The sequence below is a fragment of the Pedobacter borealis DSM 19626 genome, from assembly GCF_000708285.2.
GTDB classification, from domain to species: Bacteria; Bacteroidota; Bacteroidia; order Sphingobacteriales; family Sphingobacteriaceae; genus Pedobacter; species Pedobacter borealis.
The window spans coordinates 1-24455 of record NZ_JAUG01000064.1; the positions used below are offsets into that span (position 1 = coordinate 1).

Consider the following 24455-nt stretch of genomic DNA (forward strand, 5'->3'; position numbering starts at 1 on the left):
AATTATATCTTATTTACGCCTAATCCCGCTTTATCGTCCTGCTGAATTTATTTCAGCATCTTTTTAGCGTGAAAGACCCTGAAATAAATTCAGGGTGACGACCGTCTTAACAGAAAACTTGATTAAAACGCCACAAAATGAGATTTAATAATCGAACTCAGGTTAATAATTTAATTAATTCTGATTTGAGATGAAATCACCTTTATTAGCGCTGTTAGTATTAAGTTGCGAATGTTCTACCTTTTATGAGCATTACGGATGCTATTGTAATTTTTTAAAAAAAAATAAAAAATAAGGTTGAAGGACAATATCGGAGAAATAAACTACCATAAATTTTTACGAACCAATGTGTTATTGTGAACGCTGGTGGCAAATTACAACTTCTTTAATCCTGCCAAGACGTGTGTATAGTATTTACCTGGAAACTGATAAATGCAAATTTATACATGTCATTAATTGGCTGATCTCCAACACTCACAAGTTATTTCAGACGATAAGGTCTATATTTTGAACACTCAGCATAATCACAAAAAACACAATTACTTTCAAAAGGTACTCCGCACCTAGTTGAATAAAGGTTCTCTAATTTTTAAGTGAGGCAATTTTCACATTTTTAATAACGTTTTTTTCCGACCTTAATAGTAAGTTTTCAACTTTTAAATCGGGACGGAAAGAAATCATAGTGCGCTGACCAGCAATTTCAGTATCAATTAATGACCCGCCAAATTTGTCTTCATATTTAACAATCATTCTAACTGTAAACGGTTTATCTGTACCAGACAAATTTTCAATCGCATAATTACGCACGCTGTTTGGTGATCCACCCTCATGTAAGGATTTCTCAGTACCAGAAAAATCCTGAAGCTGTCCAGTTCCATATTGTGCCCTTTTATATTTTGGACTGATTTGAACTTCAGCAGCATGGTCTTCACTGTCTGCGCCTAGAAAAAGTGCGCCTAGTTTTCCATTTAATTCAGTGCCCGGTTCTACATCGAAAGTCAATAGGAACGAAGAAGACCCTGTAGGAAATGTGGAAGTTTTTTTAATTTCTTTTGACAGTAACCTTTCTTTTTGGATTGCAGGTATGATCTCGTTCATCCACTTTGTTCCAATTCTGCCGTCGGGAGCCTGTACCATTTCATGTATAGCTAGTGTTCCACCCCAAGCTGCTATTGGAATCCAGCCAGCCAGCAAAAACCGGCCGTTGCTTATTTCTGTTACGGCTGGCACATTCATTCCATTGTAAAAGTCAAGCCCTGCTTTAACGCCATCTACAAATCTGTCCGCTGTTGCACCTGCTGGTTTTGACCAAAAACCGGTAAAACCACCAATAACGTAGTCATAACTTTGCCAGCGAAAGAAAAATGTACAATCGCCGCCAGGAGGGAAGTTTGGATTTACGGATTGCCAGCCACCATCAATGGACTTGGATTCCCACGTCCCTTTTGCTCCATAATTTGCCAACATGCGCAAGCGTCCCTCCGGATCTGTATAAACACTAGGGTTTTCGCAAGGATGAAATAAGATTTTTGATTTCTTGAAATTACTGATCCCATCTTCACTAATGGAATAGGTGGATCCAGCAGGATAGCCAGGAATGGTGTCGTATCGGAAAGAGCCCGTAATGCCATGTTTATTGTAATAATCCCACTGTAAAGGCAACATGGTTTGCTCCTTAGGGTAAATCCGTGTGGTATGCAATCCGTAACTGATACAAAGTTTATTGTCAAAGATAAAAGGTGTTCCAGTTCCAAATGCCTCCCATTGCTCCTCTATAGGCGTGGCGGCATCGTGTTCAACCCAGGTTTTAAAATCGGTGGTGGAGAGGTGCTCAAAATAATGGCCTCCTTTTCCAAATTTGCTGGCGTGACCACGGCGGTCAAATAAATAGAATAAATGGTAACGTCCCTTATAAAATAAAGTAGCAACATCTCCCACCCAGGCATTATGTCCCTGAGGCGTCCAGTATTGAATTTCAGCCACAGTTCTGGGTTTTTTCAAAGCCACTCTTTGTAGCTGCATTCCTGGGGAAAAAAAATCTGCTTTTAAAACAACTGAAGAATCTATGCTCCAGGTGCTTTGTTTGCCCCATTTCGGATACCCTATGGGGAAATCATTGTCAAGAAGCTCATTATCAACGTATAAAGTCCACCGAACTCCGGAAAAATGAAGCACAAGCTCATGTTCTCCATTTAATTTTTCCAACATCCCTAAAGGAATACCCACAGACATATCCCGTGGACCATTAGGCTCAGTTGGAGAATGAAGCCGAAGAGACGCTTCTAATGTTGGATCAGAACCATCTGGCAATAAATAAGCAGGATAGTTTTGACGTTTTCGATCCTTAGCGTCGTGCTGAAACATAGTCACTTTTAACACTTCAGGGATGTCAATAAGTGTCTTATTCGCACTTCCTGCTTTAAGATTGACCAGTAATTTTATGGTAAAGCTACTGCTATCTGACGGGGATTTGAAAATTGCGCTTCTTGTTTTTGACGAAAGCGTACTTAGCGCAGATCCTCCGGTAAATGTCCACGGTGTTGAGCGCAATATCAATTTAACAGCCTGTTGTTTTGATTGTGCGTAAAGCGTCACTGATAGTCCCATCATCAATACCAGGCAAACCGATATTTTAGTGATTAATTTCATAACTTATCATTTTAGATTTTCCAATTCTTTTAGAATTGCTGATTTTCTTTATTAATTTCTTTCTCTTATCGTAGCACCTAACAGGTTTGAAAGATAAACATTAACCCCATTGATACTGACTAACTAAGTGAAAATTATTCGCTAATCTAATTCGTTCTAGCATCTCCCAAAAAATCAACATGCTCAGCAGAATTTTAAACAAAAAAAGCCCATCTTTCGATGAGCTTTCAATCAGTAGCCGTTACTGGGCAGATTTCGAATTTTTTCTTGGCTGATTTGCAGGAATTGGCGAAAGTTGCTAATTATCTTAAACATTAAAATAAGGTTCGATTTTTGAGATTTTTTCACCGTTTCTTCAGGTTTGTTAAGTGAGAATTTCTATACCCATTTAAATGTATAGACATCACCCTCGTTTATCCTCATAATGTATTCATCTTCCCCTATATACTCATTTAAAAGTCTTTCCGAAAAGCCCCACCCTCCAGCCTTTTTCGCTTTTGTTAAAACATCCACAAGAGGAAAAAATGTATGTGTATATGAGCCAACTTTATAGAATTTAACCATAGATTCTAAAAGTTCGCCAGTATCACAAATTAATAATGCCCCCTTACCGTTGTTAAACCTTCTTGCACATTCTAAACGTCCCGTAAAACTTGCGATCTTACCACCGCCACTTTTTCTCTTACACGATCGAAACAAAATTGGTCTCGTAGTTGGAAGGTAGTTCTTTAGCACTAAATCCCAAACATCATAAAAAGCTTTTCGTTTTTCACCTGCGCCGGTGAGAATCCAATTTCCGATAAATTCAGTAGTATCGATCGATATTGGAGCATTTTTCTGCAAAATTTCAATAAGATTTTTTGCAATATCAGCTTTTTGCTTATTTGATAGTCTATAATAAAACTTGTTTACCATTTTATAATTGTGCTGTAGATGTTGATTCTAATTTCTTCAATTATTTGTAGTAATTAAGCAGTTAAATAGCCCAAAATATCTTTCTGATTCAAATTGACTTAACAAATTATCAGTGCCACCAACTCTAAATCCTTTGATTTTTTTAGATTTTAATTGAAATAAGTTTTCTTTACTCAAAATGATTGTAGCGAAAATGGTATAGAATCCACTAACACCTGCTGAGTTTGTTAAAATTTTCTCATTTGGAAAATCGAATTTTGAGCCGTCCCGAAATAAAATTATGACCCCCTTTATCCCGAGCGGTGGTAATGAGGTTGTTGTAACTTTCAAGTTTATAAAATTGCTCTGAATATTGTCTTTCGAGGATATTGAATATTGGATATTATCACTTACTGGCGTCGAAATAGTGTTAATTCCACTAAATTCATCTGCGTTTTTGGTAATTTCATTGCAAAATAAGTTCTTCGGAACTTCTAATGAATCAATAATAGCAAAAGGAAAGTCATATTTATTAAAAGGATCATACTCAAAATAATATCTTTTATTGTTTTTAAGATTTTTGATAGGCAATCGGTAAGATTCTGACTTAGTATATTCATTAACTATTTTAGAAAATGATTTATTCTCAAAAATTAATGTATCACCTTGAATTGTTTCAGGCAATAAATTTTTTAAAGTATCCTTATCCTTTTTGTTTTTCGGCATAATTACTTCTAATAATAGCCGTGGCTTAATTGATGATCCTTCAATATAAGTTGCATATTCTTGTGAGTATACAAATTTTTTGCCCTTATAAAGATCGACATACTGGCCATAAAACGTTGTTTTTTGACAAAATGAAAATAATGGTAACGCTATGAGTAATGTTAGTATAGATCTCTTCATTTTCAAATATCGTTCTAAGAACTCATATTAAAAAACCAATGTAAAACCGCAACACTTTAAAATAATCAATTTAATATCTGCTTAGAGGTAAAATCGACATAGAAATGCGTTAATTAAAAAAAATCTTTAGATAGATTCTTTAGAGCTTTAGTTATATAATACACTTCGTTTATTGAGACAATTATCTAATCATTAAAGGCAAATTTAACGTTTTTAGGGAACATTGTCCTAAATTTTGAAAGCAAAACAGTGTATGTTACATGTGTAAAGAGAAATCAGTTTTATTCTACTTTGCAAATCTACGACGAGACACAAATGCGGAACGGGCGGCTATTTTTACCGAAATGCCTACTGGTAATTTGTAAAATTATATTCTATAGTCAAATGTCTAATAATTTATTGAGTATGTAAACTACTAGATACCGCCCAATGTAATTGAAATAAAATCACAACTAAGTATTTGATAGACGGCAACTAGCTTATGAATTTACAGGAATCAGTAAATATGATCATTTAAAAGTTTCTAATTTGAATTATAAATTCTACTTTAGTGAACAAATAAATTTTTACTTTAAACTTATGAAAAAAAATCTACAATTAGCCTCATCCTTCTAATTATAGGAGTTCTCTGCATTTTTTATGCCTGCAGAAAAGATGAATCACCAAACGTTATAAATTTCGATGTAAAAAAGCCGATGGCGGATTTTACAGAAACTGACAAAGCGTTGTTTCTAGAAGCAAGGAACAGAATGGATAAAAATATTGAGCTGAAAAATGGTCAATATTTCTTAAAAACAAATAGTTCTATCGAAATTGGTATTTCAAATGAAGTTTTTGAATACTTTAAAGGACTAATGATAGGCACAAACAGTACATTGAGAACTGCTTTAAAATCTTCTTCAGTGGTGTTGGTACAAAAAGATAAGTCATTGATTTTTCTTAAAAAAATTGATAAACCTACACATTCAGCAAATCTTTTAATGATTACTCCAGATCAGCAAATGCCTGATCCTGGTGGAATAAATGGATTTAACTCGTATTGGTGGGGATTTGAGTTAAAGTTGTCATATGCAGCGCTAGGCGATATTGCTGCAGGTACAGGTTTTGCCTCTGTAGTAGCCGCCGCCATTCCCGAACCTACTACAGCGACAAAGGTTGCTTCAATAGTATTGGCAGGCTGTAGCGCTACAGCTTGGGTAGCACAGAATCATTATCCAAACGGAGTTGTGATAACCGCAACATGGCCTGGAACTCCAATAATAGGTTGTGTAACCTTAGATGTAAAAACCCAATAAGATGAAAAAAAATTATTTTGTTGATATTGCAATAGCTGTTGTAATTGCAGTTTGTGCGTTCTTGGCAATTTATTTACCCAATCCAATGGCTAAACTCTCCCTTTGTATTACCAGTGGGGTTTTACTGATCATATTTCTGAGAGGAAGGATTTCAAATCGTATTTTGACTCCTGTGACCTTAATCTATTTATTTGTGTCAGTTTTGCTGTATGGATATTTTTTCTTTTGGAAATAAAAAAAATATAACTTGGATCGGGTACCTAGCCTTTTTTTGTTTAATATGTTATTGTTCTGTTTTCTTTACCTCAAATTTATTTATTCAGCCAAAGGAGCAGAAATGGAACTTAACTAAAACTTTATTTTGCATTTTTTTAATCTTTTACACCTCTAGGTTTTTGTTGATTAAACCAGAGAAAAAAGATATCTTGAATAATACTGCGATTTTTATTATTATCGCAGTATTATCTTTTATTCTCGCACTTAAAGGTCTATTCCAGTTATTTTGTTTTGAGCCGCGGTTTAATGGTATAAATATGGTTGGCTGGTATGATAACTCCGCAGGTTTTGCCGCTACTCTATGTGCCAGTATTCCATTTTCCCTTTTTTTTCTTAAAACAAAGGGGGCACTGAGATATGTTTCAATTTTGTTCATTATAATAAGCTCTTTGACAATCATTTTTTCATTTTCAAGGTCAGGGATTCTCAGTCTTGGTGTAACATTTCTATTCTACCTCTTTAATTATTACGTTCGAAAAAGAAAAAAAATATTCCTTTTAGGGAGTGTTGTTATATCATCAATCCTGATCGCAGGGCTATATTTTATTAAAATTAAATCTGCGAAAGGCCGAATTTTAATTTGGAAATGCAGTTTTTCGATGATCGCAGACAGACCAGTGTTCGGATTTGGTTCTGGTGGATTTAATTCTAAATATATGTACTATCAGTCGGAATATTTTAAAAACCATATAGACAGCAAATACGAGATGTTAGCAGATAGTATTGATCATCCGTATAATGAATATATTTTATTTATTGTTAACTATGGTATTGTCGGTTTTCTGGTTCTAATGGGATTTGGTTATTTTGTCTGGAAATCTTATTGTAGATGTCCTCAACATGAGAGCTTTATTGCTGGCCTGTGCTTAATTTCTGTCGCAGTGTTTTCTCTTTTTTCTTACCCATTTGCTTATCCTTTTATATGGGTCTTATGTGGTCTAAGTATCTCCATTATAGTGGTAAATGCAAAGTATTCCATTGTTATCCCCTTGAAGTATGTTCGTATAGCATGTCTATTTATTATAATATCTACCATTTTTATTGCATCGGGTATCATATCAAGAATGATCGCAGAAATAGAATGGTCGAAAATTGCACGCAATAGAACACAGAACAATTATCATAAAATTATTCTCCGCTATTCTGAATTGTATCCTGTTTTGAAGAATAACCCTCAATTTCTTTATAATTACGCTGCAGTACTAAATCACAATAAGGACTATAAAAGAAGTCTTTTTATAGCAAATAAGTGTAACGCGTTATTTTCAAATTATGACCTAGAAATGCTGATAGGAGACAATCTCTTTGGATTAAACAAATATTTTATAGCAGAGCACTATTATTTGGTATCCTCCCACATGTGTCCGTCAAGATTTTTTCCACTTTATCAGTTAAGCAAGGTTTATGACGCCACGGGAAATAAGTCCAAATTATTAAATATTTGCAAAGAAATTATTAATAAGCCAGTTAAGGTTGAGTCTTTGACGATAGTAATGATGAAAAATGAAATGAAATTAAAATATGAAAGCTTAAAGAGGTTATGAACTTTAGATTACAATAATGTTGTAGCAGTCTTTTCTACCAATTAATGTCTTTTCTGATCTGCCAATAAAATTTATGTAAAGGGAATTAAAGCTGACAATTAATTAGTACCAAATTTGATCTTGATTCTTACGAACGAATATTCTACTTAAGTGTTTATCACTCATTTTATCTTCGAGCATATAGAATGCACCTATCGGTATATTGTTAAAGATTAAGCTAGAATCCTTTTTACAAACTCTGCTACCCAAATCTTTCCATTGATTATTTTTATTTAGATACTTTAGTGTATATGCTCTGTTTTTTTTACCCAAGAATCTGTTCCAATATTAGTTTTTTCCACAACAATCTTTATTTTCTTTTGCAAATCAGGCTCTGAGTAAATAACATGATTCAAAGAGTCTATAATAAATGGCTTACCAACTAATTTATAACTGCTGCCTTTTGGAACTGCAATGTGATAAGCCATATCTTTTGCCATCCCATTAAATTTAACGTATTTGCCCTTTGAATAAACCTTGCCATAAAAGATCGGCTTCCACTCGCCATAATTATAGACACAGATGTAAGCTATAGGAATAGCTTGAGGTTTTTCGAATTGATAAACAAAATTTGATGTTGCTGTATATTCTGCTGTGACATCCAATAGACGGTCCGATTTTAGAAAGGCTGGTATGAAATAATTCCGATTCTTTATAATAGATTTTATGGAGTCTGACTGGATATACCGGAGCCTTTTGACCCCATTGCGCCGGAAACTAAATTGAATCATTAAATATCTTGCAGTTATAGATTTAGCGAAATAGGGTCAACTTGACTGGTTTGTCCATGCATAATATTAGTAGGAATAAACTCATAAATTAACTCAAGTGTATAGCGCTCTCAAATTTATGTATAGCATTGTTAAGCTCTGGGAAATTGCGTAAGCTTGCAATCCATGGAAATTCAAAGGAAACTCAGATCTGTCATGTTTGTTGGTACCTCTTCTGATGTAGGTAAAAGTGTGATTACTGCCGGATTTTGCCGGATCTTTAAACAGGATGGTTATGCGCCTGCGCCATTCAAAGCTCAGAATATGTCGCTTAACAGTTATGCCACTCCCGAAGGTCTGGAAATTGGTCGTGCGCAAGCTGTACAAGCCGAAGCTGCGGGAGTTCCCTGTCATACAGACATGAACCCTGTGCTGCTTAAACCAACAAATGATCAGACCGCACAAGTCATCCTGAATGGAAAATCCATAGGCAATCAAAGTGCAAAAGAGTATTTTTTATCTGGTGATCGTGCTGAGCTCTTTGAAGAAGTCAAACGGGCTTATCAACGGCTGGCCTCCCGTTATTCACCTATTGTTATGGAAGGGGCGGGAAGTATCTCTGAGTTAAATCTCAAACAGCGTGATATTACCAATATGAGAATGGCAATAGCTGCAGGAGCAGCTACCTATTTGATAACCGATATTGATAAAGGCGGGGTTTTTGCCAGTCTATACGGAACAATGGCCCTTCTGGAGCTAGAAGAGAAGGCTTGCATTAAGGGGATTATTATCAATAAATTCAGGGGTGATATGGAGCTGTTTCAAGAAGGGAAAAAGATCATAGAAGAGTTGTGTGGAGTACCGGTAATTGGAATCGTTCCTTATTTTAAGGATATTTTTATAGAAGAAGAGGATGCGGTATCGCTGAAACAAAAACGAAATCAGCCCGTAGCCGGCAAAGTCAACGTGGCAGTGGTACTCCTCAGCAGGATGTCTAATTTTACTGATTTTGACTGTTTGGATAAGGATAGCAGAGTCAATCTATATTATACACATACCAGAGAAGGGGTTTCACTGGCAGATATTGTGATTCTGCCAGGCAGCAAAAATACGATTGAAGATTTAGTTGAACTCAAAAACAATGGGCTGGCAGAAGTTATTATACAGGCGTATCAAAATGGTAAAACCGTAATTGGTATTTGTGGAGGATATCAAATGATGGGGCAATTCATCAAAGACCCTTTACAGCTAGAGTCTGCTGCCGGAGAAATTGACGGGCTAGGTATTTTACCAGTTGAAACAGTGCTATTGAATGAAAAAACAACCAGACAATGCACTTTTACCTACAGAGATTTTCCTGAAACCTGTACAGGTTATGAGATTCATATGGGGGAAACTTTCGTGCATGGTGCGGACAAACCAGTGGCTTTTATGGAAGAACAACATAACGATGGTTGTTTTTTATCAGAAAAATGTTGGGGATCGTATTTACATGGTATTTTGGATAATCAAGTAGTCATCAACGATTTGCTGGCCCCATATACCGCATTGCAGGCAGAATCGACGGATTACAGGCAATTCCGTAGCGAACAATATGATAAATTAGCTGCATTGTTAAGAGAAAATCTGGATATTGAACAGGTTTATCAGCATATAAAAAATTAGTAACATGTTTCAGGGACACGGAGACGACGGGTATTTACATCAGCATACATTAGCAGCCGATTTCAGTACAAATGTATGGCATGGGGGAGCGCCGGCTGGTTTAAAAGAATATCTGTTTATACAATGGGAGCAAGTACAACGTTATCCTGAAGTCCTGGCCGAAAGCCTCACGGAGAAAATAGCTGCGTTTTATGGTTTCAAAACCGGAAATATCCTGGTGACTAACGGAAGTACAGAAAGTATTTACCTGATTGCCCAGGCGCTGCAAAAAAAGAAATCAACGATCGCTGTTCCAGCTTTTGCAGAGTATGAGGATGCCTGTAAAATGTTTGAACATACAATTAGTTTTATCAATTGGGAAGAGTTGCAGAATGGTCTGGTACCTGACACTGAGTTATTATTTATTTGTAATCCCAATAATCCAACCGGGGCTGTATTCACAGATCTGGAGAACATCATCAAAGCATATCCGGAAATTTTGTTTGTTGTTGATGAAGCTTTTATTGAATTTACCTTGTCTGTTATTTCTGTAATTGCCTTGATTGAAAGATACGGTAACCTGATCGTTTTACGCTCCATGACTAAAGCTTATGCAATCCCCGGACTAAGGTTAGGTTATATCGCTGCCAATGCATCTTTGATAAACAGCTTAAGGTCTTTTAAATTGCCATGGGCTGTGAATGCAATGGCTATTGCAGCCGGACATTTTATTTATGATCACTATCAGGAAGTACAGCTCCCTCTTCAGCAATTGTTAGCTGAGAAAGCTGATTTTATAAAAGGTTTAGCAGGAACTCCGCTGACTGTCTATCCCAGTCATACCCATTTTTTTCTGGCAAGTACTCCTATTCATACTGCTGCATCTTTAAAGCAATTTTTACTAAAAGAATTTGATATATTGATCCGTGATGCAAGTAACTTTAGAGGGCTTAGTGAAAAACATGTCCGCATTGCTACTTTAAATGAGAATAAAAATCAATTGCTGATCAATGCTTTAGCTGAATGGAAACATATATAATTATTATTATTCCCTTGCTTGCAGGTTATCTGCTTGATTTAATATTTGGAGATACTGAAGGTCTGCCGCACCCGGTCAGATTTTTTGGGAGCCTGATTTCTTTTGCTGAAAAACACCTCAATAAAGGGGAATTCAGATTTGTTAAGGGAATGATAATGACATTAATTTTATGCGCAGGAACATTTTTATTCTTTTACAGTGCCATACATTTCATGCTGAGCCATAGTGTTCCTGTCTATTTCCTTTTTGCGACTGCATTTGTGTATTATGCTTTAGCCAATAAAGGCTTGATTACAGAAGGAAAACAAGTATTTGATGCATTAAAATATAAAGGGCTGGAAGCGGGGAGAACGCGTTTATCAAGAATTGTGGGCCGCGACACCTCAGCTCTTGATGCACAACAGATTCGTGTGGCTGTATTAGAAACGATGTCAGAGAACCTGAGTGACGGTGTAATTGCGCCCTTATTTTTCTACTTTGTAGCAGGTGTACCGGGGATGCTTACTTATAAAATGATCAATACGATGGATTCTATGGTAGGATATCGTAGCGAACGCTATGAATATTTTGGTAAGTTTGCTGCCCATTTGGATGATGTGGTGAACTTTATTCCAGCGCGTATTACCACTGTTTTAATGTTATTGGTTACCCTTAGTGTCAGAGGCTGGCAGTTTGTGATACAATATGGTCATCAGCATAAAAGCCCAAATGCCGGTTATCCTGAAGCGGCTTTGGCAGGGATATTGGATGTTCAGTTTGGGGGCCCCAATATATACCATGGTGTTTTGATCGAAAAACCCTTTATCGGAAGTAATAAAAGGGAAATCAAACATGAAGAGTTTACAACAGTAAGCAGTATCAATCATGGAGTATGCCTATTGATGGTGCTGTTTATGATGATCTACTTTTTCCTGGTATAAGAATGAGTAGTATACCCAGAAAACAAATCATAAGCGGAGGCCCGGGTTCTGGCAAGTCCACTTTAATTAACGGATTGCAGGAGCAGGGATATTTCTGTTCTCAGGAAGTGTCAAGAAGGATGATTATCCAGGAAACAGCGATAGGTTCTTCTTGTCTGCCCTGGTTGGATATCTCTTGCTTTTTTGCTAAAGTTTTAAAGGAAATGATCGATGCATGGGATTGTGTACCAAAAAATTACATTTCTTTTTTTGACCGGGGTATTCCTGATATTATAGCTTATCTTAAAGTTGCAGGGATTGCTGTTCCTGAAGATTATTATGCTGCTTTGGCCCTTCATCCTTATCACAACCAGGTTCTTATTCTTCCACCCTGGGAAGATATTTATGTACCTGATAATGAACGCTGGCAAAGCTTTGAAGAGGCAATTCTGATCAATCAGGCCATCAGGGAAACTTATACCGAATGTGGCTTCACCCTCGTTGATGTCCCTAAACTATCACCAACAGAACGTATCAGATTTGTCTTAGATTTTATCAAATAATACACAGCATTCTAATAATTGGAATTTTTCTCTTAGGTTTGCAGCATTAAGGCAGCATTTTATTTGAAATGCTTTAATAGGGAATACCGGTGTAAATCCGGAACAGTCTCCGCTGCTGTAAACCTCATTGTTAAAACTGCTATAATACCACTTTCGTTAAGAGGGGAAGGTTGCAGTTTGAGGAAGTCAGAAGACCTGCCTTATAAATGGTTATTAAATGCTTTCGGAAGAAAGGCTAAACTTTATGATGAAAAAAATAAATTATACTTCTCTCAGTGGAATATTTCCCTGTTTGATAGTTTTTCTGTTGCTGATTACCTCATGCAAACAGCATCCTGATGGTAAAAAACATACCTCCGCAAAAACAGGCAGTGCAGAAATTAAATACGCCAAAGGTTTTAATATCGATTATTATGACAGCTATAAGCTAATCAGTATTTATTCTGGTATGGGCGCTCACAGAGATACTGTCCAATATGTTTTACTGGCCAAAGGAGCAAAAGGACCAAAGGGATATAAAAAAGCACAGCTGATACAGATCCCTGTTAAAAGTTTGGTGGCGATGTCTTCCATGCACATCGCACTGGCAGATTTTGCAGGTGCCGCAGATGCGATAACCGGTCTGGGCAGCTTGTCTTATGTAAGCTCTGCAACAGTACGCAAAAAAATAGCTGCTGGGAAAGTTAAGGAAATTGGGATTGACGGAACTATGAACGAGGAGGTGCTGATCAGCATGAAGCCAGATTTGGTCATGGTGATGGGCAATCCAGATGCTAAATTCAGTAAATATGCCACATTAACCGGTGCAGGTGTACCTGTAATGCTCAATTCAGAATGGCTGGAAACAACACCGCTGGGCCGCGCAGAATGGGTAAAACTGATGGCCGCATTAATGGACAAAGAATCATTTGTCAATACTAAATTTGAAGCTGTAGAAAAAGAATATAACCGTTTGGCCGGGATTGGTGAAAAAGTGGCAAACAAACCTTCAGTAATCATCGGGCTACCTTATAAAGGGACATGGTATGTGCCTGATGGAGATAGTTATATGGTTAGGTTTTTAAAGGATGCCGGTGTCAACTATAAATGGGCTGATGTATACGGAAAGGGTAGTTTGCCGCTCAATTTTGAAAGTGTAGCCCCGGTAGCACTAAAGGCAGATTTCTGGCTGAATACAGGTACCGCCAATTCCAAAAATGAGATTAAGGCGATAGATAATCGTTACACGGATTTTAGGCCCTTCAAAGACGGTCATATCTTTAACAACAACAAAAAGATAAATGATATAGGCTCAAATGATTACTGGGAATCAGGTGCTGTTAATCCACAAATCATATTAGGCGACTTAATCAAGATCCTGCACCCCGAATTACTACCAGATCATCAGCTCGTGTATTACAAGCAATTGAACTAATTCCTGAAAAAATTGAACAAAATAAAAGTTTTAATACTGCTTTCCATACTATTGGTGGCATTTCTGCTTGATATAGCCCTTGGCTCTGTCCATATCCCTTTAAAAGAGGTGATCAAGGCCTTGTTTAACCCTGATTCAGGGAATGATACCTGGGTTTATATCATTGAAAAAATCAGAGTGCCTAAAGCACTTACTGCAATTATTGTAGGTTGCGGTTTGTCGGTTAGTGGTTTACAGATGCAAACGTTATTCCGTAATCCACTGGCAGGGCCTGAAGTTTTGGGCGTTACTGCCGGAGCGAGTTTGGGAGTAGCCCTGGTTATGCTTTCTGCTGGCAGTATCACGAGTTTATATACCATTAAAGAGTTGGGTATTTCGGGCAGCTGGTTAATTATATTGGTTTCTTCTTTAGGTGCAGGTCTGATAATGCTGCTGATTGTTTCGATTTCGTCCTCATTAAAAGATAATGTTATTGTACTGATTGTAGGAGTGATGATTGGAAGTATTACGTTCTCGGTGATCAGTATCTGGCAGTATTTCAGTACTCCAGAACTGATTAAAGATTATCTGCTTTGGACATTTGGCTCTCTGGGCGGTGTAACAGGCAGTCAATTATTAATCCTTTCGATAGTCGTTTCTATCGGTTTACTGATCTCTTTTCTTTCTTCTAAATTGCTGGATGCTTTGTTGTTAGGTGATAATTATGCGCGCAGTATGGGTTTGACGGTAAAGCGCGCACGTATACTGATTATTGGCAGTACGAGTATTTTAGCCGGGGGGATCACCGCTTTTTGTGGCCCGATAGGTTTTATTGGTATTGCAGTACCACATTTGGCAAGAGCATTGTTTAACACTTCCAGCCACCGGGTATTGATTCCTGCCTGCTGTTTGATTGGTACAGTACTCATGTTAATCTGTGATATTGTATCGCAAATATCAGGAAGTCAGACCGTATTGCCTATTAATGTGATTACTTCGCTGGTAGGGGCTCCAGTTGTGATCTGGATTATCGTTGGTTCTACTAAATTAAAAGGATTCTAATGGCTGCACAAAAATCATTACTCCATACTTCAGGGTTAACGATAGGTTACCAGTCTGGTAGAAATAAGACTAAGGCTGTTTCGGGGCCATTGGATTTAGATCTTTATGCCGGGCAGCTCATTTGTTTATTAGGACCTAATGGCTGTGGTAAGTCTACTTTACTCAGAACTATATCCGGATTACAGCATCCGCTGAAAGGCGAAATTGAGCTGGAAGGAAAAAACATCAAACAACTGAGACCTGCACAGGTGGCAAAAAAAATAAGCCTGGTGCTGACAGATAATGTAAGATCTGGTAACCTGGATGTTTACTCCCTGATTTCATTAGGCCGTTACCCTCACTCAGGATGGTTAGGAGTACTCACTGCATCAGATAAACAAATTATTAACCAGGCAGTAGAAGCGACAGGTACAGGTGAGTTTTTAGGTAGAAAGGTGGATAGTCTGAGTGACGGTGAATGTCAGAAAGTGATGCTTGCGAGGGCGATGGCGCAAGATACGCCGTTGATCATATTAGATGAACCAACTGCCCATCTTGACTTGCCCAGCCGTATTCAGCTGATGCGGCTGTTACATCAACTGGCCAAAGAAACTAATAAGGCAATTCTTCTTTCTACTCATGAACTTGATCTTGCTTTACAGGTGGCTGATCAGATCTGGCTGATGAGCAGGGGTGGACACCTGGATGCCGGACTGCCGGAAGAACTGATCTTAAACGGAGCTTTTCAGCATGCATTTGATAAAGACGGGATCGCATTTGATGCTGCAACAGGAACTTTTAATATCCACAATGCAGGGAAGAAAACTATCAGCGTTACCGGCGATGGTATTGCCGCTTTCTGGACTAAAAAAGCACTGATCAGAAGTGGATTTAGTATCTCATCGGCTGAAGAGGAAAACCTGGTTGTTTCTGTTTCCCGTGATGGTGAAGATTCCATTTGGACAATTCATCACAATAGTGAGCAGACAACTTATACCACCTTATGCGAATTTCTTAATGCACTTTAACGAATAATATACCCATAACATGAATAAAAATCTACACTTATTATCTTTTAGAAACCTGCTGTTAGGCACTGTTTTATTGGGCAGCCCGGCATTGGCACAACAAAAGAAAACTGACTCTGTTAAAACCAATGCACTTGATGAAGTGGTGGTTACCTCTTTACGTACAGCAACAAAAAGAGGTAATGTACCACAAAGTATGACGGTAATTACTAAAGCAGCTATGGATCTTACACCTTCGATGGAAGTAACTGATCTGTTAAAAATGAACTCTTCAGTAAGTATTATCCAGTATCCAAGTTTATCTTCTGGCATTGGCATCCGTGGTTTCAGACCACAAACCAGTGGTTTAAATCAACGCTCTTTGTTATTGGTTGATGGCCGTCCGGCTGGTACTGTAAGTATTTCTACTATTAACCCTGCTTATATTGAGCGTATTGAAGTGCTTAAAGGGCCTGCATCTGCTTTATATGGTTCATCAGCGATGGGTGGGGTAGTGAATATTATCACTAAAAAATCATCTGGCGATGTACATGGAAATGTATATGCGCAATATGGATCTTATCAGACTACTCAACTGGGGGCATCTACCGGAGGTAATATCAGTAAGAAAATAGATTTCGATTTATCTTTCCTGAATTTCGACAGGGCTAAGGATACAAAGCTGGGTAATGGAAATGTATTCAGGAAGCTATTTAATGCTGGTACAGCAACTAAAAACTATACCGATGGCACTACTGTGACCCCAGTAGAAGTTGACGATAAGCGTTCTGATGGATCAAGACGTGATTACTCAAAACTGAGCTATAATACAGGAAGTTTAAGGTTGGGTTATCAGATTGATCCTAACTGGAGACTGGATGTAAGAGGGGAACGTTTTTCTGCTAAAAATGTTGAGTCACCAAGTGATATATTTTTCGGAAACGGACAACCGAGTACTAAAGATATTGAAAGACATAATGAAGAAGCTACCTTGTCAGGTAACATCGATCAGCATCATTTATCTTTGAAAGGTTATACTTCACAAGAGAATAATTTAAACAATACACTGCTTTCATTTAATGGTTTATTAGCTCCTTATGCCTCGTATAAAAGTTCAGCCAGCTGGAAAGGTATACAAGCAAAAGACGTTTATACGTTGGGCAAGCACGCACTGATTTTTGGCCTGGATTATAGTAATGCTTCGACCAGTTCACAGTCTTTTAATCCTGATGGTACTGAGTCTGCTCCTTATTCACCTAATTACAGTCTTTCTTCTGCAGCCGCCTATATTCAGGGACAATTGAATTTCCTTGACGATAAGTTGGTGATTAATCCTGGTGTACGTGTGGATATAATTACTTATAATGTAAAACAAACACCTTTGCTAACTATTTATACCGGCGGTAAAAAAACTAATCCTGTCTTTAGCCCAAGTTTAGCTGCACAGTATGCGATAAGTAAATTGTTTACTGTACATGCTACTACAGGACGCGGTTTTGTAACACCAGATGCTTATAATGTGGCTGGTTATTCTGAGAAGATTACCAATGGTAAAGCGAAAGTGATCCAAGGAAACCCTAACTTGAAAAATGAAAACAGTATTTCATGGGATGCAGGTGTGAGATTCAGTAAGCCCGAATTAGGATTGACAGTTGATGTTACTTATTATAATACTTATGTGAAAGACAGGATCACAACAAAAACGACAGTTCCAAACCCGGTTGAAACTACGCCAAGTGGCTTTCCGATTAGCACACGTATGACTTATATGAATGCGAATAAAGCAAATATCAATGGTTTTGAAACTGAGTTTGCATGGGATTTCGGAACATTGGCTGCAAAAGATTATTCATTGAAACTTTTCTGGAATGCGACGAGGTCGTCTAAAGCTAAAGAGGTAACAATTGCGGCAGATGGTAGTGAAACAACTAAGTCTATTTATAATGTTCCTAATTTTACGATGAGTTATGGTTTTGAGTTTAATAACCTGAAAGGACTTGATTTAAGATTAAGCGGCAGATATGTTGGAAAACGTTTGGATACGGATTTCAATGACAATAAATATCCGGAAATTATATATCCGGAATTTATGGTAGTTGATTTTGGAGCGAGTTATACTTACAAGAAGAGACATACACTTAGTTTCCTTGTGAATAATATCACAGATGAGAATTATTATGAAAAGCGGGGTTTTAATCTTGCCGGAAGGAATTATGCACTGAGATATAATATCAGTTTCTAGGAATATCAATTCCATTCAGGAAAAAAAGGAGGTATCATAAATTACACTGCGCCCAAATAGTGTCTAACTTTTTGGACGCAGTGTATCTTGACAGCATAAATGAGATAATATGAAGATATATACTAAAAAGGGAGATAAGGGAACCACTGGTCTTTTTGGCGGAAAACGCGTAGATAAAGACGATGTGCGGGTAGAATGTGTAGGTACACTGGATGAAGTGAATTCTACGATAGGAATGCTTAGGGTAAAATTAGAAAATACCCATGAATGGCAGACTAATTTGCATAAAATTCAAAAAGACCTGATGGATATGATGTCGCATCTGGCGCGTCCTTCTGATACAAATAAAATCAATACCAATCCAATGCCTGTGGATGGACCAGCGTTTTGTGAAACGTGGATTGATGAGCTGGAAAATGCGATGACGCATCCTTCTGATTATTTTATTCTGCCAGGAGGGAATGAGATTTCAGCACTTTGCCATATGATTAGAACACAAATGCGCAGGGGTGAAAGAAGACTGGTCAGTTTAATTAAAACAGACGAAGTGGATGAAACGATTCCTGCATATATCAATCGTTTGTCTGATTTGTTTTTTACGCTTTCACGTGCCGAAATGGATAAAGCCGGTGTTGCAGAAGAGAAATGGCAACTGTTTCTTTATAAGCGGTTTAGAAATCCGGATCCGGCAGTAAAACCTTAAATTATGCTGATTTTCATAACAGGAGGGGTGAGAAGTGGTAAAAGTGCATATGCACAAAGTCGTGCGAAGGAACTCTGTACTGATCCGGTTTATATCGCTACGGCTAAAATATGGGATGAAGATTTTCAGGAGCGCGTAAAAAGGCACCAGGAGGATCGGGGGCCGGAATGGACAAATTTTGAGCGTTATCGTGATCTGCATCTTTTGCCCTTACAAAATCGTATTGCTGTGATTGATTGCGTCACCTTATGGCTCACTAATTTTTTTATGGACCACGAGAATGATATTGAATTGGCACTGGCAGATTTTAAAAAGGAAATTGATCAGCTGATTGAAATTCCTGCTACTTTTATCATCATTTCCAATGAACTGGGAATGGGTTTACATGCGGATACTCCGGTAGGGCGTAAATTTGCAGATTTGCAAGGCTGGGCTAACCAATATGTGGCTAAAAAAGCCGAAGAAGCCGTGTTTATGGTATCCGGACTTCCTTTATACTTAAAAAAATAACACGGATATGATTGCTGAAGAATTACAGATATTGATTGATAATAAGACTAAACCTCTGGGTTCTTTAGGCTTATTGGAAGACCTCGCCCTGCAAATCGGACAGGTATTTGAAACGACACACCCACAATTGCTTAATCCTCATCTGGTAGTTTTTGCAGCAGATCACGGGATAGCTCTGGAAGGGGTAAGTGCTTTCCCGCAGGAAGTAACCCGCCAAATGGTGCTGAACTTCTTAAACGGGGGGGCTGCAATTAACGTTTTTTGCAGACAACATGACATCCATCTTCAAGTGGTTGATGCGGGAGTGAATTACGATTTTGAGGCTGGTCTGCCTTTAGGCGACGGAAAAATAGCCAAGGGCACCGCTTCGTTTTTAAATGGGCCTGCAATGACAGCCGCCCAGACAGAACTTTGTTTGTTGAAGGGGGAGGCTGTAGTCGCGGAAATCGCCGCCAAAGGCTGTAATGTGATTGGTTTCGGAGAGATGGGCATCGGGAATACTTCAAGCGCAGCTGTACTGATGAGCCAGTTATGTGAATTACCAATTACGGATTGTATTGGGAGAGGCACAGGTTTAAATGATGAACAATTGCTTAGAAAACAAATAATACTGGAACAAGCCATTGTGAATTATACAGGAACTAATAATGTTTTTGAATTAATGGCGCATTTTGGTGGTTTTGAACTGGTAGAGATGACCGGTGCAATGCTGGCGGCAGGAAAAAGAAATATGTTGGTATTGGTCGATGGTTTTATCGCTACAGCGGCTTATCTATGTGCTTATCGTATTGACCAGACTATAAAAAGTAAAGCTGTTTTTTGCCATGAGTCTGAAGAAAAAGGGCACGGTTTATTATTGACACATTTGAATGCAAAACCACTATTGGGGCTTCACCTGCGTTTGGGAGAGGGGACCGGTTGTGCATTAGCTTATCCGCTATTAAAAAGTGCCGTAAATTTTTTGAATGAGATGGCTAGTTTTGAGAGTGCAGCGATAACAAACAAATCTTGATGAACAGAGAGCTGAGACTTTTCTTTACAGCGCTATCATTTTATTCGCGATTGCCTGCACCGGCTTTTGTACATGAGAATAATGCACAGAACCTGCCAGACTCAATCAGGTATTTACCTGTAGTTGGCTGGATATCCGGGCTCATTACTGCTGGTGTTTTTATCGGTGCTGCCTGGTTATTTGGTGAGTCAATTGCGGTATTGTTAGCAATGGTTACTTCTATTTTATTAACCGGGGCATTCCATGAAGATGGTTTTGCAGATGTATGTGATGGTTTTGGCGGAGGATGGGCAAAAGAAAAGATTTTGCTCATCATGAAAGACAGCCGCTTGGGAACCTATGGTGTAGTTGGGCTAATTTTGTTAATGGGTATCAAATTCGCTGCGATTTTGCAGTTATTTACCGAAACCTTTATTTATGCAAATGTCATTACAACCATAGGGCTGTTTGTCGTAGCCCATTCATTGAGCAGGTTTGCAGCAATAACCGTGGTTTTTAACCATAGTTATGTCCGTATTGAAGAGAGTAAAGCCAGTGGGGCTGTAGAAAAGGGAAAACCTGTCAACCTCATCCTTGCAGGTATTTTTACATTATTACCCTTAATTGCTTTAGCGATTTATCTTGCTCAACCCCTTTTGTTTTTAATTATTGTTCCGGTCTTGCTTTTTAGTCTGTATTTGGGGGCTTACTTTAAGAAATGGATAGGTGGATATACGGGTGATTGTCTGGGGGCAGTTCAACAACTGACCGAAGTAACTATTTACTTATCCTATATCCTGATATGGAAATTTATCTGATCCGTCATACCAGCCTTTTAATTACAAAGGGGATGATCTATGGACGCACAGATGTTCCGCTTGCGGCAAGTTTTCCAGAGGAAAAGGACCGCGTATTGGAGCAGATTCCGTCGGGATTTGATGCCGTGTATTCCAGTCCTTCTTCAAGGTGTACTCAATTAGCAGCTGTAATTTCTGAGGTTTATCAGGAAAATAAAGCTTTATATGAGCTGAATTTTGGTGACTGGGAAGGGAAGACCTGGGATACCATTGACAGGCTTCACTGTGACACATGGATGGATGATTTTGTACATCTTGCACCACCAAATGGCGAAACAATGCTTGAAATGCAACAAAGAATATTAGTGTTTTGGGAGCATCTTTTACGGCAGTGTTATCACCGTGTGGCCATTATAACGCATGGTGGGGTTATCCGTATTATCCTGGCCCATTACAGAGATCTTGCGTTAAGAGACTCTTTTACGCTTAAAATAGGAATGGGGGAGGTAGTTAAACTTTCCATTCCTTCACGTTGATCGTAACAGCTTATTGTAGATATCTTCAAAAACTTCAACTTTCCTTTTTCGCATCGGATAAAGTGCTCCTTTTGGGAATATGGTTTAACTGAAAACTTTCTGTTTTTCCAGATAATCCAAGCATTGCACCAGATACTTCCCGAAGGGAATTGCACTTGGCAAACGAAGAAAATAGCATGCTAATCAATTGGTCTTTAGTGCATGTTTCGGCATTACTGTCCGCTGAATTCGGAAATATGCTGACACCTCATTTCATTCCAAACTGCCTCGGAATGGTGGTGTAGTATACCTCGGAATATCCAACAGATAAAGGTAAGTGAGAAATCAAATGAGATTACCGCTATACCAGAGCTGTTAAAAAGTTTATTTATAAAGGGGAATATCATTCGTGTAGATGCCATGGGCTGCCAGCAAGATATTGCAACATGTATTGTAAAAGCTGAAGGCGATTATCTGTTGGCGGTTAAAAATAACCAAGCTTCATTATACCAAAACATGGAAGATTCGTTCAGGTTTCTAAAGACTGCGGATTATGATGAAAACATTGACATTGGACACGGCCGTATAGAGACCAGAAAATGTACCATTATAACAGACCTGGCACACATAGAAAATCCTGATAAATGGGAAAGGTTAAATGTGCTGATCAGAATGGAGAGTGAAAGATGCGATAAGGCAACAGGAAATACAGAATATGCAACCCGTTATTATATCGCAAGTAAACCAGCTAATGCTGCCTTTTACCAAAAAAAATATCCGTAATCATTGGGGAATAGAAAACAAGCTGCATTGGACCCTTGATGTTATTTTCCAGGAAGATGCAAGCAGAAAAAGAAGCAAAAATGCCGCTCAGAACTTCTCTCTGATCAATAAAGTGGCAATAAATATTCTAAAAAATGATCAAAGTAAAAACATCAGCATAAGTTATGATAAGAAAAATGATAAAGTTCGAACCAAGGAAATCAATTTTGTGTTTTTGTATATAGCTTATTTTCAGCAGGTTGTCCTTAAAAAGAAAAGAGGCATACCAGAATTGGATCTGAATTATGCCTCTTTTGCCGCTTCGGTAGCCGTTACTGGACAGATTTCGAATTTTTTTTGTCTGATCTGCAGGAATTGGTGAAAGTTGCTAATTATTTTAAACGTTAAAATAAGATTCGTTTTTTAAGCTTCGATTTTAAAGAACATATAATGTCTTAGGACAATGCTTTTTTGGAGGATAAGGGAATGCTGAACATGTGGAACGCAGTAACAAAAATCCCCATGAATTGGGCATGGGGACTTATATAACGTTACTAGTTTTATTATTCAGAATTATAGATGACTAACTATTTATTAAATAAATCAATGAAAACATTAAATTATTTCTTTACCGCATATTCTAGATTATCAAATAACCTTTCAATAAGCTTACGCTGATTGGTAATGATCTCTGCAGACCCTTTACTTTCATATCTGAAACCGATCACACTTCCATAATTAGTCTTTAATCCGTTTGGAAACTCTACAGTAACCAAATAATTATCGACCTCACCCTTCTCGGTTTTTTCGGTATTTGTAGTAAGTGAGATATTTTTTATCCTACCTGTTACTGAACCATACTCAAGATATGGATAGTTATCCAGTTTTACAATGACCTCCTGATCAACCTTTACCTTACCTGCACCACTGGATGGCAAAGTTACTTGCCCAAACGGTTTATCATTAACAGGCAAAACGGTAAATACAGCATCTCCGCTTTGCACGAACTGGTTATTATTATAGAACTTCAGAAATTGCAATTTCCCAGCAAATGGTGCTCTAAATACATATTTCTGTTCCCAGATTTTAATGTTATCAAGCAGATCATTATAAGTTGAAATCAGGCTAATATGAAGTTCTTTTTCCTTCTCAGGGTCTTCTATATGTAGCTGCTGTAACTGGCTTTGCGTTTGTCGGGCATCCTGCCTGGCACTGATAATTGCATTAGTTTCTTGCTGCACTTTGTCTTTAGCGGATAGATAACTCATTTCAGTTTTATCAAGCTCAGCTTCTGAAATCACCCTTTTCTTAAATAATGTCGAATCTCTTTTATAGAACTTATATACGAAGTTGAGGGAATTCTGAGCCATGAACAACTGGTTATGAAGCCCATTTATAGTTTTTTGCTGCTCAGCAAGGATCGCCAAAAGTCCTTCTTTTTGTTTGTCAAATGCTTTATCCTGTCGGTAGTTCCGATACTGCTGAATAGCATTAACGAAAGCGTAGTATTTGATATTCAGCTCTCCCAGAGAAAAGTTCTTTGGAATGTGCTTACTAATCATTTCGATATTATCCGTGGTGGGGTTATAATATTTAAGCATTCGGGTAATTGAATCCACTGCATACGGATTGGTTGAATTTTCAATGTAGGCGATTATTTGATTCTCCCTTACGTCATTCATCGATTTGATTCCGTTAAGTTTAAGCTTTCCACTTACAGTTGCAATAAGTTTAATTGGTGCATTATGGGTACTCACCACAATTTGCCCATGAACAATGTCAGGGTAGCGACTGATAAAACCAAAAAATGCCATCAACAGGAATATGAAAATAACAATACCAGTGATGGCCAAGCCGAATTTGTTGGGCATTCGTTCAATAATGTCTGCAACTTCTTCGCTGCGATCTGATTGAAGTGCAATATCCAGTTTAGTGTTTTCTTTGTTCATTGATTGAGTTTGTTACAGATAGTTTTCATTTTTTTAAGCTGGCATCAGTCTCGCTTACATTTGTTAAACAGATGAATCAAAATTGGT

Annotated in this window: 23 protein-coding genes and 1 riboswitch; of the genes, 18 read left to right on the top strand and 5 right to left on the bottom strand. The window is 37.9% G+C overall.

Annotated features, from left to right (window positions below):
- Positions 1-582: 582 nt before the first annotated feature.
- The 3 genes from AW17_RS16125 to AW17_RS16135 form a co-directional block, all read right to left on the bottom strand.
- Positions 583-2649 carry a glycoside hydrolase family protein gene (locus AW17_RS16125; RefSeq protein ID WP_029278160.1) on the bottom strand — a complete coding sequence of 689 codons (2067 nt, stop codon included), beginning with the start codon at positions 2647-2649 and terminating at the stop codon, positions 583-585.
- A 378-nt stretch (positions 2650-3027) separates the two neighbouring features.
- Positions 3028-3564 (bottom strand): hypothetical protein, encoded by a 537-nt coding sequence (locus AW17_RS16130; protein WP_209444270.1) that lies wholly within the window; start codon positions 3562-3564, stop codon positions 3028-3030.
- Between the two features lie 36 nt (positions 3565-3600).
- On the bottom strand, positions 3601-4449 hold the full coding sequence (locus tag AW17_RS16135) for a hypothetical protein (protein ID WP_029278163.1): 849 nt from the start codon (positions 4447-4449) through the stop codon (positions 3601-3603).
- Between the two features lie 695 nt (positions 4450-5144).
- On the opposite strand from AW17_RS16135, the gene AW17_RS16140 reads away from it, so the two are divergent.
- The 3 genes from AW17_RS16140 (at position 5145) to AW17_RS16150 (ending at position 7564) form a co-directional block, all read left to right on the top strand.
- A complete protein-coding gene (locus AW17_RS16140) occupies positions 5145-5744 on the top strand; it encodes a hypothetical protein (RefSeq protein WP_029278165.1) in 600 nt (199 codons plus the stop codon).
- A 1-nt stretch (position 5745) separates the two neighbouring features.
- A complete protein-coding gene (locus AW17_RS16145) occupies positions 5746-5979 on the top strand; it encodes a hypothetical protein (protein WP_029278167.1) in 234 nt (77 codons plus the stop codon).
- A gap of 160 nt (positions 5980-6139) precedes the next feature.
- The gene (locus AW17_RS16150) at positions 6140-7564 is read left to right on the top strand and encodes an O-antigen ligase family protein (protein ID WP_167343686.1); all 1425 of its coding nucleotides are present in this window, start codon (positions 6140-6142) and stop codon (positions 7562-7564) included.
- A 281-nt stretch (positions 7565-7845) separates the two neighbouring features.
- Here AW17_RS16150 and AW17_RS16155 read toward each other — a convergent pair whose 3' ends face one another.
- Complete coding sequence (locus tag AW17_RS16155) at positions 7846-8208, bottom strand: hypothetical protein (RefSeq protein WP_029278171.1); 363 nt, start codon at positions 8206-8208, stop codon at positions 7846-7848.
- 291 nt (positions 8209-8499) lie between these two features.
- Between AW17_RS16155 and AW17_RS16160 the strand changes: the two genes are divergently transcribed.
- The 15 genes from AW17_RS16160 to AW17_RS16230 all read left to right on the top strand — a co-directional run bounded on the left by AW17_RS16160 (position 8500) and on the right by AW17_RS16230 (position 22801).
- Positions 8500-9978 (top strand): cobyric acid synthase, encoded by a 1479-nt coding sequence (locus AW17_RS16160; RefSeq protein WP_029278174.1) that lies wholly within the window; start codon positions 8500-8502, stop codon positions 9976-9978.
- Between the two features lie 4 nt (positions 9979-9982).
- A complete protein-coding gene (locus AW17_RS16165) occupies positions 9983-10996 on the top strand; it encodes a pyridoxal phosphate-dependent aminotransferase (RefSeq protein WP_029278176.1) in 1014 nt (337 codons plus the stop codon).
- Positions 10981-11916, top strand: a complete 936-nt coding sequence (gene cbiB / locus AW17_RS16170; protein ID WP_029278178.1) for an adenosylcobinamide-phosphate synthase CbiB — start codon at positions 10981-10983, stop codon at positions 11914-11916. Before AW17_RS16165 ends, cbiB begins: the two co-directional genes overlap by 16 nt.
- A 2-nt stretch (positions 11917-11918) precedes the next feature.
- Positions 11919-12458, top strand: coding sequence for an AAA family ATPase (locus tag AW17_RS16175; protein WP_029278180.1), 540 nt, complete (start codon positions 11919-11921; stop codon positions 12456-12458).
- Positions 12459-12490: 32 nt separating this feature from the next.
- A riboswitch (cobalamin riboswitch) is annotated at positions 12491-12675 on the top strand.
- A gap of 27 nt (positions 12676-12702) precedes the next feature.
- Positions 12703-13872: an ABC transporter substrate-binding protein gene (locus AW17_RS16180; protein ID WP_209444272.1), complete on the top strand. Its 1170-nt coding sequence runs from the start codon at positions 12703-12705 to the stop codon at positions 13870-13872.
- 12 nt (positions 13873-13884) lie between these two features.
- Complete coding sequence (locus tag AW17_RS16185; protein ID WP_245235081.1) at positions 13885-14913, top strand: iron ABC transporter permease; 1029 nt, start codon at positions 13885-13887, stop codon at positions 14911-14913.
- Positions 14913-15920, top strand: coding sequence for an ABC transporter ATP-binding protein (locus AW17_RS16190; RefSeq protein ID WP_029278185.1), 1008 nt, complete (start codon positions 14913-14915; stop codon positions 15918-15920). Before AW17_RS16185 ends, AW17_RS16190 begins: the two co-directional genes overlap by 1 nt.
- Before the next feature lie 19 nt (positions 15921-15939).
- Entirely contained in the window at positions 15940-18141 is a 2202-nt protein-coding gene (locus tag AW17_RS16195) for a TonB-dependent receptor (protein ID WP_029278187.1), read from the top strand.
- Between the two features lie 109 nt (positions 18142-18250).
- Entirely contained in the window at positions 18251-18844 is a 594-nt protein-coding gene (locus tag AW17_RS16200) for a cob(I)yrinic acid a,c-diamide adenosyltransferase (protein ID WP_029278188.1), read from the top strand.
- Positions 18845-18847: 3 nt separating this feature from the next.
- Entirely contained in the window at positions 18848-19354 is a 507-nt protein-coding gene (locus tag AW17_RS16205) for a bifunctional adenosylcobinamide kinase/adenosylcobinamide-phosphate guanylyltransferase (protein WP_029278190.1), read from the top strand.
- A 7-nt stretch (positions 19355-19361) separates the two neighbouring features.
- Positions 19362-20366 carry a nicotinate-nucleotide--dimethylbenzimidazole phosphoribosyltransferase gene (gene cobT / locus AW17_RS16210; protein ID WP_029278191.1) on the top strand — a complete coding sequence of 335 codons (1005 nt, stop codon included), beginning with the start codon at positions 19362-19364 and terminating at the stop codon, positions 20364-20366.
- Positions 20366-21163 carry an adenosylcobinamide-GDP ribazoletransferase gene (locus tag AW17_RS16215; protein WP_029278193.1) on the top strand — a complete coding sequence of 266 codons (798 nt, stop codon included), beginning with the start codon at positions 20366-20368 and terminating at the stop codon, positions 21161-21163. Before cobT ends, AW17_RS16215 begins: the two co-directional genes overlap by 1 nt.
- 32 nt (positions 21164-21195) lie before the next feature.
- Complete coding sequence (locus AW17_RS16220) at positions 21196-21678, top strand: histidine phosphatase family protein (RefSeq protein WP_245235082.1); 483 nt, start codon at positions 21196-21198, stop codon at positions 21676-21678.
- A 306-nt stretch (positions 21679-21984) separates the two neighbouring features.
- Positions 21985-22440, top strand: coding sequence for an ISAs1 family transposase (locus tag AW17_RS16225; RefSeq protein ID WP_280740049.1), 456 nt, complete (start codon positions 21985-21987; stop codon positions 22438-22440).
- Positions 22409-22801 carry a DDE transposase family protein gene (locus AW17_RS16230; protein ID WP_051691893.1) on the top strand — a complete coding sequence of 131 codons (393 nt, stop codon included), beginning with the start codon at positions 22409-22411 and terminating at the stop codon, positions 22799-22801. The genes AW17_RS16225 and AW17_RS16230 overlap by 32 nt, the downstream gene beginning before the upstream one ends.
- 238 nt (positions 22802-23039) lie before the next feature.
- Here AW17_RS16230 and AW17_RS16235 read toward each other — a convergent pair whose 3' ends face one another.
- Positions 23040-24368, bottom strand: a complete 1329-nt coding sequence (locus AW17_RS16235; protein ID WP_029278197.1) for an HlyD family secretion protein — start codon at positions 24366-24368, stop codon at positions 23040-23042.
- Positions 24369-24455: the final 87 nt, after the last annotated feature.